This window comes from Streptomyces sp. NBC_00704, from assembly GCF_036226605.1.
Taxonomy (GTDB): Bacteria; Actinomycetota; Actinomycetes; order Streptomycetales; family Streptomycetaceae; genus Streptomyces.
The window spans coordinates 2,054,621-2,070,132 of record NZ_CP109000.1 but is presented as its reverse complement, the minus strand read 5'-3'; the positions used below and the strand labels follow the sequence as shown (position 1 = coordinate 2,070,132).

Genomic DNA, 15,512 nt, shown 5'->3' with positions numbered 1-15,512 from the left:
GACGAGGTCGTGTGCGCCGTGCGCGGGCTGACGAAGTCCTACCCGGCGGTCCGGGGCCGGCGCGGCGCTCCCGCCACCCCCGAGGTCCGGGCCACCGACGACGTGCGGCTGGACATCCGGCGCGGCGAGATCTTCGGGCTCCTCGGCCCCAACGGCGCGGGCAAGACCACCCTCGTACGTCAGATGACCGGCCTGATGCGGCCCGACGCGGGCCGGGTGGAGATCCTCGGCCACGACATCGTCCGCCACCCCGACCGGGCCGCCCGGATCCTCGCCTACCTCGGCCAGGAGTCCACCGCCCTCGACGAACTCACCGTCTCGCTGGCCGCGGAGACCACCGGCCGGCTGCGCGGCCTCGACGTGCACGCCGCCCGCCGGGAGCGCGACGCCGTCCTCGACGAGCTGGGCCTCACCCCGCTCGCCGGACGGCCGCTGCGCAAACTGTCCGGCGGACAGCGCCGCCTCGCCTGTTTCGCCGCCGCGCTGGTGGGCGAGCGGCCCCTGCTGGTGCTCGACGAGCCGACCACGGGAATGGACCCTGTCGCGCGCCGGGCCGTGTGGGCCGCCGTCGACCGGCGGCGGGCCGAACGCGGGACGACCGTGCTGCTCGTCACCCACAACGTCATCGAGGCCGAGACCGTCCTGGACCGGGTCGCCGTCCTGGACCGGGGCCGGGTCATCGCCTGCGACACCCCCACCGGGCTCAAGGAGCAGGTCGCCGGCGAGGTGCGGGTGGAGCTGGTGTGGCGCGAGCGCGCGCCGCTGGACGTGCCGGAGGTCGCCGCGCTGCGCGAGCGGGCCGTGGAGTCCGGCCGCCGCTGGACGCTGCGCCTGGCCCCCGACGAGGCCCGCGCCGTCGTCGCCACCGTCACCGGCGGGGCCGCCTTCGCCGCCCTGGACGACTTCACCCTGGCCACCCCGAGCCTGGAGGACGTCTACCTGGCGCTGGGCGGGGCGGCACGGCAGGGGCTGGTGCGCGCGTGAGCGCCTGGGAGGCCGGGAGGCCGAGGCGCCCCGGGGTGAGCGGGCGGGACGGCGGGGCCGTATGGGACGGTATGAGAACCGTAGGGAAGAGGAGCAGCGCCACGTGAGTGTCGTACCCGCCGAGGTTCTGCCGGGCGGCGCCCGGGGCGTCACCCGGATCGCCCCCGCCGGCGCCGCCGAACTCGCGCCGCGCGCCCGGCTGTGGCCGTCGCTGGCGGCCGTGTACCGGGCCCAGCTGTCGCGCGCCCGGGTGGCGCGCATCCCGCTGCTGTTCGTGGCGACCTTCCAGTCGGTCGGCATCCTGATCATGATGCGGGGCGTGGTCGACGGCGGTCACGAGGCGGAGTCGGTGGTCGCGGGGTCCGCGGTGCTGGTGGTCGCCTTCGTCGCGCTGAACCTGCTCGCCCAGTACTTCGGGCAGCTGCGGGCGAGCGGGGGACTGGACCACTACGCGACGCTGCCCGTGCCGCCCGCGGCCGTGGTGCTGGGCGCGGCGGGGGCGTACGCCTCCTTCACGGTGCCCGGCACGCTGGTGACCGCCGTGTTCGGATGCGTGCTGTTCGGGCTGCCCCTGACGCACCTGTGGGTCCTCGCGGCCGTGATCCCGCTGGCCGGCGCCGCCCTGTCCGGGCTCGGTGCGGCCTTCGGGCTGCTCGCGCCGCGGCCGGAGCTGGCCACGGTGCTCGGCCAGCTCGGCATGTCGGCCGCGCTGCTGCTGGGCGTGCTGCCGCCGGACCGGATGCCGCAGGCGGTGCGCTTCGCCCGCGACCTGCTGCCCTCGACCTACGGGGTCGAGGCGTTCGCCCGGACCTTCGGGACGGATCCGGACTGGGCGCTGGTGCTCGGCGATCTCGCCGTGTGCGCGGGGGTGGGCGTCGTCTCGCTCGCCGTCGCCACCTGGGCGTACCGCCGGGCCGCCGTCCGATGACGCGCCGTCCGGGCGGGCCTGGCACGATGTCAGGGTGACCGCACCGCTGACTCCGCCCCCGCCGCCGCACGAACCGTCCTCGCACGGGACCTGGCCGCCGTCGCCCGCGGGGCACGCCGGTCCGGCCGCCGCCCCCCACGACGTCGCGTACGGACAGGACGGGCCCGGGATGAGGACCGAACTGCGCGAGGCCGCCGTGATCACCGTCGCGGTCGCCGTCGCGGGCGTGCTGCTCGGGCTGCTGTGGGTGTGGCTGGCCCCGAACGTGCCGCTCGTCGGCGACCTGGCGGACGACCAGTGGGTCGTCTACTTCAAGGACACCGAGGGCGAACAGGCGATCGGGGTGGACGGGACGTTCGCGCTGCTGGCCCTGGCGTGCGGCGCGGTGAGCGCGGTCGCGGTGTTCTGGTGGCGGCGGCGCGGGGGAGTCCCGCTCGTCGTCGCGCTCGCGGTCGGCGGCTTCCTCGGCTCGCTGCTGGCCTGGCGGCTGGGGGTGTGGCTCGGGCCCGACTCCGACGTGATCGCGCACGCGCGGTCGGTGGGCAAGGGGGTGACGTTCTCCGCGCCGCTGAAGCTCGGGGCGAAGGGCGCGCTCCTGGCCTGGCCGTTCGCCGCCGCGCTGGTGCACCTGGGGCTCACGGCCCTGTTCGGGCCGCGCGACCCCGACCAGTACCAGGCCTACGGGCCGGCATCCGGACACGGGAAGGACGGGTACGGGGCACCCCTGTCCTAGAGCCTCCTGGAGGCGTCCTAGAGGGTCCTGGAGGGTCCTGGAGGGCGTGTTCCGAAAGGCCCGTCCGGTTCGCGACGTCCGGCACGGCGACTCGCCGCGTCGTCGCGAGGGCGACCCTCCGCCCTGCGATGCGCGCCTGCCGTCGCCGGCCGCGGGCCGGAGGCGGCCTGGGGCGGGCGGGCGCAGGCGGCTCAGCCGCGGCCGATGGGGGACAGGACGGCCGCCGTCAGCTCCGCCAGGTCCTTCGGGGACAGCTCCACCTCCAGGCCCCGGCGGCCCGCCGAGACGCAGATCGTGGCGTGGGCGGTCGCCGAGTCGTCCAGGACCGTCGGGAGCCTCTTGCGCTGGCCCAGCGGGGAGATGCCGCCCCGGACGTAGCCCGTGGTGCGCTCGGCGAGCGTGGGGTCGGCCATCGCCGCGCGCTTGCCGCCCACCGCGGCCGCCAGGGCCTTCAGGTCCAGGGAGCCGGCCACCGGGACCACCGCCACGGTGAGCGTCCCGTCGACGTCGGCGACCAGGGTCTTGAAGACCCGGTCGGGGGAGACGCCCATCGCCTGGGCCGCCTCCTCGCCGTAGGACGGGTGGTTCGGATCGTGGTCGTAGGCGTGGACCGTGAAGTCCACGCCGGCCGCCGTCAGGGCCACCGTCGCGGGCGTGCCCCCGGACTGCTGCTGCTTCTTCGACTTCTTCGCCATGCGGGCCTTCTCGGTGACGTCAGTTGAGACTCGTCGGGCCGCGGGTCAGGTCCGCCGCGGGCAGGGAGGGCAGGCTGCGGATGATCGCCGTCTCCGCGCGCAGCAGGGTCAGCTCGTCCCGCAGCCGGGAGGCCGTGTCCGGGGCCTGGAGCAGCCGCTGCTTGGTGGGGGTGTCCAGCATCATCGCCGCGGCCACCAGGTACGACACCACCGACGGGTCGTCCGGGAGGTCGGCGCCCGTGGTCAGCGAGCGTTCGCGGGCGCCCGCCAGCCGCTTCTGGTACTGGCGGAAGGACCGCAGCACGCCCTCCGCGAGGGCGCCCGCCTCCTCGCCCGGGTCCTCGGGCAGTTCCTCGAGCTCCGCCGTCAGGAACGGCCCGGAGGCGTCCACCGACAGCAGCTTCACGCGGGTCGTGCCCGTCGCCAGCACCTCGAAGGTGCCGTCGGCGCGCTCGCGGACCGTCGCGGCGTCGGCCACGCAGCCGACGCCGTGGAAGGCCTTGACCGGGTCGTCGCCGAAACCGGCCGCGGGGCCGCGTTCGGGCAGCGCCGTCTGGTCGGGCAGGCCGGGGGAGCTGGGCGCCACCTCGTGGCCGTCGCGGATGGCGACGACGGCGAACCGGCGCGATTCGTCCTCGGGGGTCTTCAGGAGGTCGCGCATCATGGCGCGATAACGCTCCTCGAAGACGTTGAGCGGGAGCACGAGTCCCGGGAACAACACCGAGTTCAGGGGGAAGAGCGGCAGACGGACGGTGGTCACGACGCAGAAGCCTAGTGGTCCGGCGGGCGGACTCGTCCGCCGTGCCCGCTCCCCGGACCCGCGGAAGGCTCCCCGGCCCGTCCCGAGGCCACTTCCTCCCGGACCGCCATGAAGTGGCCGAGGGGGTCGTCGGACAACCGGTCCCAGGGGAAGGACGTGGCGTACGGGCCGATCAGACGCAGCTGGGCGAGGGCCTCGTCGCGGCGGCCGAGGCGGACCAGGACGTACGTGAGCACGTTGCGTATCTCGGCCGGCCACGGGTCGGCCGCCGGGAAGCGGGCCGACAGCGCGACGGCACGGTCGGCGGCCGCCTCCAGCCGCTCGCGCGGCACCTCGGGGCCGCAGCCGTCGGTCAGGTAGGCGAAGGCCGCGCGGGCCGGCAGGGCCTGGACGAGGGAGCCGGCGGGCGCGTCCTGCGCGGCCCGGTCGGCGAAGTCGAAGCACTCGCGGTGCGAGCCGTGCCAGGACTCGGCCAGATAGCGCTTGGCCGCCACATGGCAGCCGTAGTGGTGCGGGGCGCGGCGCACCGCGGCCGCCCACAGCTCGCCGAAGTACTTGTGCCCGGCGCGGGCGCCGCGGGCGTGGTCCAGCGCTATCCGCCACGGCACCGGGTCGCGGACGTCGCTCTGCGCGGCCGCCGTGATCAGCGGGCTCACCTCGCGCAGCAGCTCGGCCCTGGCCGGCGAGTCCCACGCGCGGGCCACCGCGAGCTGCGCGGAGACGAGCAGCACGTCGGGGTCGCGCGGGGCGGCGGCGCGCCAGTCCTCGAACCACTCCGGGCGGGAGCGGGCGAAGGACGCCAGCCGGACGGCGTACCGGTCGCGGTACTCCCACTCGGCGCGTTCGCGGGTGCGAAGCAGCAGGGCGGCGGCGGGTGCGTAGGCACCCAGGCCGGCCGCGACGAGCGCGGGGCCGAGCCGGTCGTCCGGCACGTCGAGGAGCACCTCGTCGTCGGTGGGGAGCCCGGCGGCGCTGTGGGGGGCGACGTACCGTGCCGGCCGGGACGTCCGGGAGGCGCGGATAAAGGGGGGCAGCAGAGCCATGGTGCCGACCATTGAAGAGCCGCAGCTTCAGATTGCGCCAGGGGGTGCGGGCAACCCGCGGAAAGTTGTACGCCGCCAGGTCAAGGGCAGGTAAAAGGCAGGCCGGTCGCGGAAGCCCCCGGCCCGGCCGCGTCAGCCACGGCGCAGCAGACGCGTCGCGCCCGCCGCCACCGCCGTCGCCAGGACCCAGCCCAGCAGGACCAGCGCCGCCGACAGCCACTGCCAGCCCCCGCGCAGCTGCCACTGGCCCACCTGCCCGAGATCGATGACCGGCAGCAGCAGGTCCAGCGCGAACAGGGCCGGGTTCCAGGGCGGATGCCCGCCGGGGTCGACGGCCGGATGCGCGGCGTGCGCGAAGGCCAGCGAGCCGACGGCCCACAGCACCGCCATCCACACCGCGGCCCGGCCCGGCCGGTACCCGTAGGCCACCGTCCAGTCCTGCGCGTAACCCCACAGCTTCGCGGCGGGCGGCAGGGTCTCGCGCCGGCGGCGCTGCTTGGCCAGCAGGACCTCGCGGGCGTCCTCGTCCTCCCCGCCGGCCCGCAGCACGGCCGCCAGCCGCTCGTACGGCTCCGGCGCGTACTCGGCGGTCGCGGCGGCCACCCAGCGCAGCCGGTCCGCCAGCGAGAACGGGCCCTGCGGCACCAGGTTCTCGTACGCGAAGCCGCCCATGTGCAGACTGCCCGGACCCGGCCACGCGCTCGCCCGGTCCACCAGGTTCACCACCCGCGCGCCGGACAGCACGACCTTGCCGCGCCCCGGCTGCTCCCCGAGGAAGCGCAGCTCGGACGTCTGGACCCGGCGCAGCGACAGCTCCTGGTCCTCCGTGAAGGCGAACCGGGCCCGCTCCAGGTCGACGGCGTCGCCGAACCGTCCGTCGTCCAGGCGCACCCCGCCCCGGCACTCGAAGCGCTGGATGCGCGTCCCGCGCGCGGGGGTCGTGCCGCTGAGCGCCTGGCCCCCGACGCCGGCCGGGGTCAGGTACAGCGAGCGCTCCACCGTGAGCTGGGGCGCGTTCAGCGCCAGCCGCGTGTACGGGTTGGCCAGGCGCGCCCCGCGCAGGCTCAGCGAGACGCCGATCTTGGCGCTGCGCAGACTCAGCTCGCCGTGCGACTCCAGCAGTTCGGCCTGGAGATCCTGGCCGACCGTCAGCCCGTCGGCGGCGATCGAGCGGCCGGTGCGGTCGCGGTAGACGATCGCCTGGTTGAGCAGCAGGTCCGTGCCGATGTGCGCGTCGGTGAGCCGCACGCCGTTGTGGAACCGGCAGCGCGGCAGATGCAGATCGCCCTCGGTGTGCAGCCGGGCGGCCTCCAGCCGCGGCACCGAGCAGTCCACCATCCGCAGGGTCGCGAACCGGGCCTCCGGCAGCCGCACCTCGCGCTCGAAGCGGCAGCGCTTCATCTCCACGTACGGCACGACCGTGCCGCCCGCGAGGTCCAGGGAGCCGCTGATCTGCACGCCGGCCAGCTTCAGCGAGGCCACCCGGCCGGACAGCGCGGGCGGCCCGGCCAGCAGCAGCCAGGCGACGATCCGGGCCCGCACGGTGCGCGAAGGACCCCACGGATGCCCGCCGTGCGGATCGTCGACGACCGTGTCCCCGCAGCTCAGGTCGTACACGCTGCCGTTGCGGAAGGCCTGCCACATGCCGGCCTCGGCGGCCGTCAGGTCGTCCGGCAGCTCTCCGGCGTCGCCGCCCGTTCGGATGCCCGCCCCCTCGGTCACTCCACGCTCCTCTTCCCTCACGCACTGCGTTCGCACGGCTGTTCATGCCCGGTCGGCGGCCCCGGGACTCCGCGGGCGAAGAGCGTCTTCCGGATTCCGGCCATGTTCTGTATCAGCCATTGATACGCGCGGACGACCCCCGATCCCGGTCTGAGAGAATTGACCACGTGATCTCCCGAATCGATCTGCGCGGCGACGCCCTCCCCGAGGGCCCCGCCCTGCGCGACCTGCTGCCCCGAGCCGACTTCGACGTCTCGGCCGCCCTGGAGAAGGTGCGTCCGATCTGCGAGGCCGTGCATCATCGGGGCGACGCGGCGCTGATCGACTTCGCGGAGAAGTTCGACGGAGTGCGGCTGGAATCCGTCCGCGTTCCCGCGCGCGCGATGGCCGAGGCGCTGGAGCGGCTCGACCCGGCCGTGCGCGCGGCCCTGGAGGAGTCCGTGCGCCGGGCCCGCCTCGTCCACCGCGAGCAGCGCCGTACGACGCACACCACCCAGGTCGTGCCCGGCGGCTCGGTGACGGAGAAGTGGGTGCCCGTCGGGCGGGTCGGGCTGTACGCGCCCGGCGGCCGCTCGGTCTACCCGTCGTCGGTCGTCATGAACGCGGTGCCGGCCCAGGAGGCGGGCGTCGGGTCGATCGCCCTGGCCTCGCCGCCGCAGGCCGAGTTCGGCGGCCTCCCGCACCCGACGATCCTCGCCGCGTGCGCGCTGCTGGGCGTCGACGAGGTGTACGCGGCCGGCGGCGCCACCGCCGTCGCCATGTTCGCTTACGGCACCGAGTCCTGCGCCCCGGTCGACATGGTCACCGGCCCCGGCAACATCTGGGTGGCCGCCGCCAAGCGCTACTTCACCGGGAAGATCGGCATCGACGCCGAAGCGGGCCCGACCGAGATCGCCGTCCTCGCCGACGCCACCGCCGACCCGGTGCACGTCGCGTCCGACCTGATCAGCCAGGCCGAGCACGACCCGCTGGCGGCCGCCGTCCTGGTCACCGACTCCGTGGAGCTGGCGGACGCCGTCGAGAAGGAACTGGAGCCGCAGGTCGCGGCCACCAAGCACGTCGAGGACCGGATCGTCCCGGCGCTCGCCGGCCGGCAGTCCGCGATCGTGCTGGTCGACGGCGTCGACGAGGGCCTCAGGGTGGTCGACGCGTACGGCGCCGAGCACCTGGAGATCCAGACGGCCGACGCGGCCGCCGTGGCCGACCGGGTGAAGAACGCCGGCGCGATCTTCGTCGGCCCCTGGGCGCCGGTGTCCCTCGGCGACTACGCCGCCGGATCCAACCACGTCCTGCCCACCGGCGGCTGCGCCTGCCACTCCTCCGGGCTGTCCGTGCAGTCCTTCCTGCGGGGCATCCACATCGTCGACTACACGCGCGAGGCGCTCGCCGACGTCGCCCACCACGTGGTGACGCTGGCGGAGGCGGAGGACCTGCCGGCGCACGGCGCGGCGATCAAGGCGAGGTTCGGGTGGAAGGTGCCGACGGTCCAGTGAACATCGGAATCGACGATCTGCCGGTCCGCGACGAACTGCGCGGCAAGACCCCCTACGGGGCGCCCCAGCTCGACGTCCCCGTACGGCTGAACACCAACGAGAACCCCTACCCGCTGCCCGAGCCGCTGGTCGAGCGGATCGCCGAGCGCGTGCGCGAGGCCGCCCGCCACCTCAACCGCTACCCGGACCGGGACGCCGTCGAGCTGCGCACCCGGCTCGCCGAGTACCTCACCGACACCACGGGACACCCGGTCACCGCGGCCGGCGTGTGGGCGGCCAACGGCTCCAACGAGGTCCTCCAGCAGCTGCTCCAGACCTTCGGCGGGCCCGGCCGCACCGCGATCGGCTTCGAGCCGTCCTACTCGATGCACGCGCTCATCGCGCGCGGCACCGGGACCGGCTGGGTCTCCGGCCCCCGCCACGAGGACTTCACCGTCGACCTCGCCGCCGCCGAGAAGGCGATCGCCGAGCACCGCCCGGACGTCGTCTTCGTCACCACCCCCAACAACCCCACCGGCACCGCCGTCCCCGCCGAGACGGTCCTCGCCCTGTACGAGGCCGCCCAGGCGGCCAAGCCGTCGATGGTCGTCGTCGACGAGGCCTACGTCGAGTTCAGCCACAGCGCGTCACTGCTGCCGCTGCTCGAAGGACGGCCGAATCTCGTCGTCTCGCGGACGATGTCGAAGGCCTTCGGCGCGGCGGGACTGCGCCTCGGCTACCTCGCCGCGCACCCGGCGGTCGTCGAAGCCGTCCAGCTCGTCCGGCTGCCCTACCACCTGTCGGCCGTCACCCAGGCGACCGCGCTGGCCGCGCTGGAGCACACGGACACGCTGCTCAAGTACGTCGAGCAGCTGAAGTCGGAGCGCGACCGGCTGGTGAGCGGGCTGCTCGCCGCCGGGTACGAGGTCACGCCGTCCGACGCCAACTTCGTGCAGTTCGGGCGGTTCGAGGACGCCCACGCCGTCTGGCGGCAGATCCTCGACCGGGGCGTCCTGGTCCGGGACAACGGCGTGCCCGGCCGGCTGCGGGTCACCGCCGGAACCCCCGAAGAGAACGACGCGTTCCTCGACGCGGTCCGTGAAGTCAAGAAGGAGCAGAGCGCATGAGCCGCGTAGGACGTACAGAGCGCACCACGAAGGAGACGTCGGTCCTCGTCGAGATCGACCTCGACGGCACCGGCAAGGTCGACGTGGCGACCGGCGTCGGCTTCTACGACCACATGCTCGACCAGCTCGGCCGCCACGGTCTGTTCGACCTCACCGTCAAGACGGACGGCGACCTGCACATCGACTCCCACCACACCATCGAGGACACCGCCCTCGCGCTCGGCGCCGCCTTCCGGCAGGCCCTCGGCGACAAGGTGGGCATCTACCGCTTCGGCAACTGCACGGTCCCGCTGGACGAGTCGCTCGCCCAGGTCACCGTCGACCTGTCCGGCCGCCCCTACCTCGTGCACACCGAGCCCGAGAACATGGCGCCGATGATCGGCGAGTACGACACGACGATGACCCGGCACATCCTGGAGTCCTTCGTCGCACAGGCGCAGATCGCCCTGCACGTGCACGTGCCCTACGGGCGCAACGCCCACCACATCGTGGAGTGCCAGTTCAAGGCGCTGGCCCGGGCCCTGCGCTACGCCTCCGAGCGCGACCCGCGCGCGGCCGGCATCCTCCCCTCCACGAAGGGCGCGCTGTAACACCATGAGCGGACTGTCCACCGTCCTGATCGTCGTCGGCCTCTTCCTCGCCGGCGGCGTCTACTCCTTCGTCAAGCAGAAGATGCCCCGGAACCTGATCGTGCTGCTCTCGATCGGCTCCGCGATGTGTCTCGCGGCGGGCGTCGTGCGGCTGGAGGTGTGGAATTGAGCGGCGCGACGAACAGCGCGAAGAAGGTCGTCGTCTTCGACTACGGCTTCGGCAACGTCCGTTCCGCCGAGCGCGCCCTCGCCCGCACCGGCGCCGACGTCGAGATCACCCGTGACTTCGACACGGCCATGAACGCCGACGGGCTCCTGGTGCCGGGCGTCGGCGCCTTCGCCGCCTGCATGCGCGGCCTGAAGGAGGCCCGCGGCGACTGGATCATCGGCCGCAGGCTCTCCGGCGGCCGCCCGGTGATGGGCATCTGCGTCGGCATGCAGATCCTCTTCGCCCGCGGCATCGAGCACGGCGTGGAGACCGAGGGCCTCGACGAGTGGCCCGGCGCGGTCGAGCCGCTCCAGGCCGAGATCGTCCCCCACATGGGCTGGAACACCGTCGACGCCCCGGCCGGCTCCGAGCTGTTCGCCGGACTGGACGCGGACGCGCGCTTCTACTTCGTGCACTCCTACGCCGTCCAGGACTGGTCCCTGGAAGTGCTCAACCCGACGATGCGCGCTCCCAAGGTGGCCTGGTCGACGCACGGCAAGCCGTTCGTGGCCGCCGTGGAGAACGGCGCCCTGTGGGCCACGCAGTTCCACCCCGAGAAGTCCGGCGACGCCGGAGCCCAGCTCCTCACCAACTGGATCGGAACACTGTGAGCAAGCTCGAACTCCTTCCCGCCGTCGACGTCCGCGACGGCCAGGCCGTCCGTCTGGTGCACGGCGAGTCCGGGACCGAGACCTCCTACGGCTCGCCGCTCGAGGCCGCCCTCGCCTGGCAGCGCTCGGGCGCCGAGTGGCTGCACCTGGTCGACCTGGACGCCGCGTTCGGCACCGGCGACAACCGGGCGCTGATCGCCGAGGTCGCGGGCGCGATGGACATCAAGGTGGAGCTCTCCGGCGGCATCCGCGACGACGACACCCTCGCCGCCGCGCTGGCCACCGGCTGCACCCGCGTGAACCTGGGCACGGCCGCCCTGGAGACGCCCGAGTGGGTCGCCAAGGTGATCGCCGAGCACGGCGACCGGATCGCGGTCGGCCTGGACGTGCGCGGAACGACCCTGCGCGGCCGCGGCTGGACCCGCGACGGCGGCGACCTCTACGAGACGCTGGCCCGCCTCGACAAGGAGGGCTGCGCGCGGTACGTCGTCACCGACATCGCCAAGGACGGCACCCTCCAGGGCCCCAACCTGGAGCTGCTGCGCAACGTGTGCGCGGTGACCGACCGCCCGGTCGTGGCGTCCGGCGGCGTCTCGTCCCTGGACGACCTGCGCGCCATCGCCGAGCTGGTGCCGCTCGGCGTCGAGGGCTCCATCGTCGGCAAGGCGCTGTACGCCAAGGCGTTCACCCTGGAAGAGGCCCTGGAGGCGGTGGCCCGGTGAGCGCGCTGCGACGCGTCGCGACCGGCGCGCCCTGGGAGGACGCCTTCGGCTACTCGCGCGCGGTGGAGCTGCCCGGCGGCCTGGTGCTGGTCTCCGGCTGCACCTCGATCGTGGACGGCGAGATCGCCGGCGGCGGCCCCTACGACCAGACGCTCAACGCCTTCGGCGTCGCCTTCGCGGCGCTCGCGGAGCTGGGCCTCGGGCGTGAGGACGTCGTGCGCACCCGCATGTACCTCACCCACGCGCGGGACGTGGACGACGTGGGCCGCGCGCACAAGGAGCTGTTCGACACCGTCCGGCCCGCCGCGTCGATGCTCATCGTCTCCGGTCTGGTGGACCCGAGCCTGGTCGTCGAGGTCGAGGTCGAGGCGTTCCGCGGGGAGGCCCCCGCATGACGCTCGCCGTACGGGTCATCCCCTGCCTGGACGTGGACGCCGGACGCGTCGTCAAGGGCGTCAACTTCCAGAACCTGCGCGACGCGGGCGACCCCGTCGAGATGGCCAAGGTCTACGACGCCGAGGGCGCCGACGAGCTGACCTTCCTGGACATCACCGCCTCCTCGGGCAACCGCGAGACCACCTACGACGTGGTGCGCCGCACCGCCGAGCAGGTGTTCATCCCGCTGACCGTCGGCGGCGGGGTGCGCACCCCGCAGGACGTCGACAAGCTGCTGCGGGCCGGCGCCGACAAGGTGGGCGTGAACACCGCCGCGATCGCCCGCCCGGAGCTGATCAGGGAGATCGCCGAGCGGTTCGGCAGCCAGGTGCTGGTGCTGTCGGTCGACGCCCGGCGCACGCCGTCGGGGTCCTTCGAGGTGACGACGCACGGCGGCCGCCAGGGCACCGGCATCGACGCCGTCGAGTGGGCGCACCGCGCGGCCGAGCTGGGCGCGGGCGAGATCCTGCTCAACTCGATGGACGCGGACGGCACGAAGGACGGCTACGACCTGGAGATGATCGCGGCGGTCCGCCGGCACGTCAGGATCCCGGTGATCGCCTCCGGCGGCGCCGGGCGGCTCACGGACTTCCCGCCGGCCGTCGAGGCGGGCGCGGACGCGGTGCTGGCCGCGTCGGTGTTCCACTTCGGCGACCTGAGGATCGGCGAGGTCAAGGACACGCTGCGCGAAGCAGGTCACCCGGTGCGGTGACGTTCCGCGCGAGCGTGCTGACGCCGTTGCCGTTGTACTGACGTCCTCGCCGTCGTACTGACGCCGTGGGGAAGTGAGGCCGGCCCCGGCCGCCCGGAGCGGTCGGGGCCGGCTCGTCCCGAGATGCGAAAGAAAAATTGCGCAAGAACAGTTGCGCAATTTCTCCTTCGTTTCTACGGTGTGGGGCATGACAGGCAGGCAGAACCGGCGGATCACCGACGTGGGCACGCTGAAGGCGCTCGCCCACCCCCTGCGGCTGAACCTCTACCGGGCCCTGTACCTGGAACGCGTGGCCACGGCCTCACGGCTGGCCGAACTCGTCGACGAGGCCGTCTCGCTGGTCAGCTACCACCTGCGCAAGCTCGCCGAGCACGGACTGATCGAACCGGCGGAACCGCAGAGCGCCGACGGGCGCGAGCGCTGGTGGCGGCCCGCCTCGGACGGCGTCAGCATCCACGACGAGGACTTCCGTGACGCGCCGGAGAAGGCCGCCGCCCACCGCTCCGCCTCCCGGCTCTTCTTCGCGCACCGCAGCGAGCTGTACCACCGCCACCTCGACGAGCGCGCCTTCTGGGACCCCGAGTGGAACAGCGCCTCGTTCGACTCCGAGTACCTCTCCCGGCTGACCTCCGCCGAACTGGCCGAGCTGTCCCGGGAGGTGGACGCCCTGATGACCCGCTACGTCGACAAGGGGCGCGCGGCCGAGGCCGCGGGCGACACCGAGGGGCGCGAGAACGTCGCCCTGCACCTGTACGGCTTCCCGTTCCGCACCTGAGAGGCCCCGGCCATGACCACCGCGTCCCGGACGTCCGCCGCCCGCGCCGCCGACGAGCGCCCCGCCCACCGCGACGGCAACGTCCTGCGCTGGCTGGGCGCCTACGCCTCCTCGATGGCCGGCGACGGCGTCTACTACGTCGCCCTGTCCTGGGCCGCCGTCCAGGCCGGCACCCCCGCGCAGGCGGGACTGGTGCTCTCCGTCAGCGCGCTGCCCCGCGCCGTCCTCATGCTGGGCGGGGGAGTGCTGGCCGACCGGTTCGGGCCGCGCCGGGTCGTCATCGCCAGTGACGCCGTGCGCTGCGCCGCCGTGCTCGCGGTGGCGGCACTGCTGTTCCTCACCGGCCCCAGCCTGTGGCCGCTCACCGTGCTCGCCCTGGTCTTCGGCACGGTGGACGCCGTGTTCGTCCCCGCCGTCGGCGCGCTGCCCGCCCGCATAGCCGACCGCGGCCAGCTCGCCCGCGTCCAGGGCATGCGCGGCCTCGCCTACCGGTTCGCCGTCATCGTGGGCGCGCCCCTCGGCGGGCTCGGCGTCGCCGTCGGCGGCGCGGCCGCCGCGTTCGGGCTCGCCGGACTGCTGACGGCCCTGTCCCTGCCCCTGCTGCTCCGGGTGCGGATGCGGGACCTTCCGCCGGACGACGCCGCGGACGACACCCCGGACGCCCGCGGCCGGACCGCCCGGGCCGACCTCGTGGCCGGCCTGCGCCACATCCGCCGCCACCCGGTCCTCGCCCCGCTCACGGTGGCCATCGCCCTCGGCGACCTCGGCTTCGTCGGACCGCTCAACGTGGGCCTGACCCTGCTCGCCGACGAACGCGGCTGGGGCGCCTCCGGCATGGGCTGGGTGCTGTCCGGGTTCGGCGCCGGCGCGGGCGCCGCCTCACTCCTGCTCGCCCTGCGAGGCCGGCTCCCGCACGCCGGCCGGGTCGCCGGGTGGTCGCTCCTGGCCGGCTCGCCCGCCATCGGCGCCCTCGCCTTCGCGCCGGCCCTCGCCGCCGCCGTCGGCACCGCCGTGCTCATCGGGCTGCTCGCCGGGCTCAGCGGCGCGGTGTGCGCGGCCCTGCTCCAGACCCAGGCCGACCCGGCCTACCTCGGCCGTGTGACCGCCGTCGCCAGCCTGGTCAGCCTCGGGCTCACGCCGCTCAGCATGCCGCTGTCCGCTGCCGCCGTCGGCGTCTGGGGCACCGGGCCGGTGTTCGTCGTGAGCGCCGGGGTCTGCGGGCTCGGCGGGATCGTCGCCCTCGCCGTGCCCGCCCTGCGCCGCGCGGAACTCCCGCGCTGACATCCGGCGGAGCGCGCCCGGCGGGCCGGAGCCCGGCGGGTCGAAGCCCGGCAGGTCAGATGCCGAGCTGCTTGCCGCCGTGCAGCCGCTCGACGGCCTCCTTCTCGCCGTCCAGCTCCACCGCGGCGACGTTCTGCCGGCCGTACAGGAGCAGCAGCAGCTCCGACGGCTCCCCGGTCGCCGTCACCACCGGTGTGCCCCGGTTGGCGACCGCCGTACGGCCGTCCGGGCGGCGCAGCACCAGCCCCGTCGGCGCGCCGCGGCCCATCAGCCGGGCGGTGCGCTCCAGCCGCGTCCACAGGGCGTCCTGGAAGACCGGGTCGAGGGCGCGCGGCGTCCACTCGGGCCGCGCCCGGCGGACGTCCTCGGTGTGGACGAAGAACTCGATCGTGTTCGACGCCTCGTCCAGCTGCTTGAGCTGGAACGGCGAGAAGCGCGGCGGACCGGTGCGGATCAGCTGAAGGAGCTCCTCGTACGGCTTGGCCGCGAACTCCTCCATCGCCCGCTCCAGCCGGGGCGCGAGCTGCTTGATCAGCAGCCCCCCGGCGGCGTCGGGGCGGCGCTCGCGCACCACCACGTGAGCCGCCAGATCCCGGGTCAGCCAGCCCTCGCAGAGGGTCGGCGCGTCGGGGCCCGCCGTTTCCAAGAGGTCGGCGAGCAGGAGCCGTTCACGCTTGGCGAAAGTCGACATGCGGCCAGCCTACGGCGGCGACG

18 protein-coding genes are annotated in these 15,512 nt (G+C 74.3%); 13 read left to right on the top strand and 5 right to left on the bottom strand.

Going from position 1 to position 15,512, the window contains the following annotated elements:
• The first annotated feature begins 9 nt into the window (after positions 1-9).
• The 3 genes from OG802_RS09170 to OG802_RS09160 all read left to right on the top strand — a co-directional run bounded on the left by OG802_RS09170 (position 10) and on the right by OG802_RS09160 (position 2,645).
• Positions 10-984 carry an ABC transporter ATP-binding protein gene (locus OG802_RS09170; protein ID WP_329417005.1) on the top strand — a complete coding sequence of 325 codons (975 nt, stop codon included), beginning with the start codon at positions 10-12 and terminating at the stop codon, positions 982-984.
• Between the two features lie 103 nt (positions 985-1,087).
• Positions 1,088-1,912, top strand: coding sequence for an ABC transporter permease (locus OG802_RS09165; protein WP_329408906.1), 825 nt, complete (start codon positions 1,088-1,090; stop codon positions 1,910-1,912).
• A gap of 34 nt (positions 1,913-1,946) precedes the next feature.
• The gene (locus OG802_RS09160) at positions 1,947-2,645 is read left to right on the top strand and encodes a DUF2567 domain-containing protein (RefSeq protein ID WP_329408904.1); all 699 of its coding nucleotides are present in this window, start codon (positions 1,947-1,949) and stop codon (positions 2,643-2,645) included.
• A 191-nt stretch (positions 2,646-2,836) separates the two neighbouring features.
• On the opposite strand, the gene ybaK is transcribed toward OG802_RS09160, so the two are convergent.
• The 4 genes from ybaK to OG802_RS09140 form a co-directional block, all read right to left on the bottom strand.
• Positions 2,837-3,340 (bottom strand): Cys-tRNA(Pro) deacylase, encoded by a 504-nt coding sequence (gene ybaK, locus OG802_RS09155; protein WP_329408902.1) that lies wholly within the window; start codon positions 3,338-3,340, stop codon positions 2,837-2,839.
• 19 nt (positions 3,341-3,359) lie between these two features.
• Positions 3,360-4,100 (bottom strand): LON peptidase substrate-binding domain-containing protein, encoded by a 741-nt coding sequence (locus OG802_RS09150; protein WP_329408900.1) that lies wholly within the window; start codon positions 4,098-4,100, stop codon positions 3,360-3,362.
• Positions 4,101-4,111: 11 nt separating this feature from the next.
• Positions 4,112-5,155 (bottom strand): hypothetical protein, encoded by a 1,044-nt coding sequence (locus OG802_RS09145; RefSeq protein ID WP_329408898.1) that lies wholly within the window; start codon positions 5,153-5,155, stop codon positions 4,112-4,114.
• Between the two features lie 120 nt (positions 5,156-5,275).
• Complete coding sequence (locus OG802_RS09140) at positions 5,276-6,865, bottom strand: oxidoreductase (RefSeq protein WP_329408896.1); 1,590 nt, start codon at positions 6,863-6,865, stop codon at positions 5,276-5,278.
• 167 nt (positions 6,866-7,032) lie between these two features.
• On the opposite strand from OG802_RS09140, the gene hisD reads away from it, so the two are divergent.
• The 10 genes from hisD to OG802_RS09090 all read left to right on the top strand — a co-directional run bounded on the left by hisD (position 7,033) and on the right by OG802_RS09090 (position 14,798).
• On the top strand, positions 7,033-8,358 hold the full coding sequence (gene hisD, locus OG802_RS09135; RefSeq protein ID WP_329408894.1) for a histidinol dehydrogenase: 1,326 nt from the start codon (positions 7,033-7,035) through the stop codon (positions 8,356-8,358).
• On the top strand, positions 8,355-9,464 hold the full coding sequence (locus tag OG802_RS09130; protein ID WP_329408892.1) for a histidinol-phosphate transaminase: 1,110 nt from the start codon (positions 8,355-8,357) through the stop codon (positions 9,462-9,464). Before hisD ends, OG802_RS09130 begins: the two co-directional genes overlap by 4 nt.
• Entirely contained in the window at positions 9,461-10,054 is a 594-nt protein-coding gene (gene hisB / locus OG802_RS09125) for an imidazoleglycerol-phosphate dehydratase HisB (RefSeq protein WP_329408891.1), read from the top strand. Before OG802_RS09130 ends, hisB begins: the two co-directional genes overlap by 4 nt.
• Before the next feature lie 4 nt (positions 10,055-10,058).
• The gene (locus OG802_RS09120; protein ID WP_329408889.1) at positions 10,059-10,223 is read left to right on the top strand and encodes a hypothetical protein; all 165 of its coding nucleotides are present in this window, start codon (positions 10,059-10,061) and stop codon (positions 10,221-10,223) included.
• Positions 10,220-10,873, top strand: coding sequence for an imidazole glycerol phosphate synthase subunit HisH (hisH, locus tag OG802_RS09115; RefSeq protein ID WP_443055207.1), 654 nt, complete (start codon positions 10,220-10,222; stop codon positions 10,871-10,873). Before OG802_RS09120 ends, hisH begins: the two co-directional genes overlap by 4 nt.
• Entirely contained in the window at positions 10,870-11,595 is a 726-nt protein-coding gene (gene priA / locus OG802_RS09110) for a bifunctional 1-(5-phosphoribosyl)-5-((5-phosphoribosylamino)methylideneamino)imidazole-4-carboxamide isomerase/phosphoribosylanthranilate isomerase PriA (protein ID WP_256914149.1), read from the top strand. Before hisH ends, priA begins: the two co-directional genes overlap by 4 nt.
• On the top strand, positions 11,592-11,990 hold the full coding sequence (locus OG802_RS09105; RefSeq protein ID WP_329408883.1) for a RidA family protein: 399 nt from the start codon (positions 11,592-11,594) through the stop codon (positions 11,988-11,990). The genes priA and OG802_RS09105 overlap by 4 nt, the downstream gene beginning before the upstream one ends.
• Positions 11,987-12,742 carry an imidazole glycerol phosphate synthase subunit HisF gene (gene hisF, locus OG802_RS09100; protein WP_329408881.1) on the top strand — a complete coding sequence of 252 codons (756 nt, stop codon included), beginning with the start codon at positions 11,987-11,989 and terminating at the stop codon, positions 12,740-12,742. The genes OG802_RS09105 and hisF overlap by 4 nt, the downstream gene beginning before the upstream one ends.
• A 187-nt stretch (positions 12,743-12,929) precedes the next feature.
• The gene (locus OG802_RS09095) at positions 12,930-13,517 is read left to right on the top strand and encodes an ArsR/SmtB family transcription factor (protein WP_329408879.1); all 588 of its coding nucleotides are present in this window, start codon (positions 12,930-12,932) and stop codon (positions 13,515-13,517) included.
• A gap of 12 nt (positions 13,518-13,529) precedes the next feature.
• Complete coding sequence (locus tag OG802_RS09090; RefSeq protein WP_329408878.1) at positions 13,530-14,798, top strand: MFS transporter; 1,269 nt, start codon at positions 13,530-13,532, stop codon at positions 14,796-14,798.
• Positions 14,799-14,853: 55 nt separating this feature from the next.
• On the opposite strand, the gene OG802_RS09085 is transcribed toward OG802_RS09090, so the two are convergent.
• A complete protein-coding gene (locus tag OG802_RS09085; RefSeq protein WP_329408876.1) occupies positions 14,854-15,489 on the bottom strand; it encodes a TIGR03085 family metal-binding protein in 636 nt (211 codons plus the stop codon).
• Between the last annotated feature and the right edge of the window lie 23 nt (positions 15,490-15,512).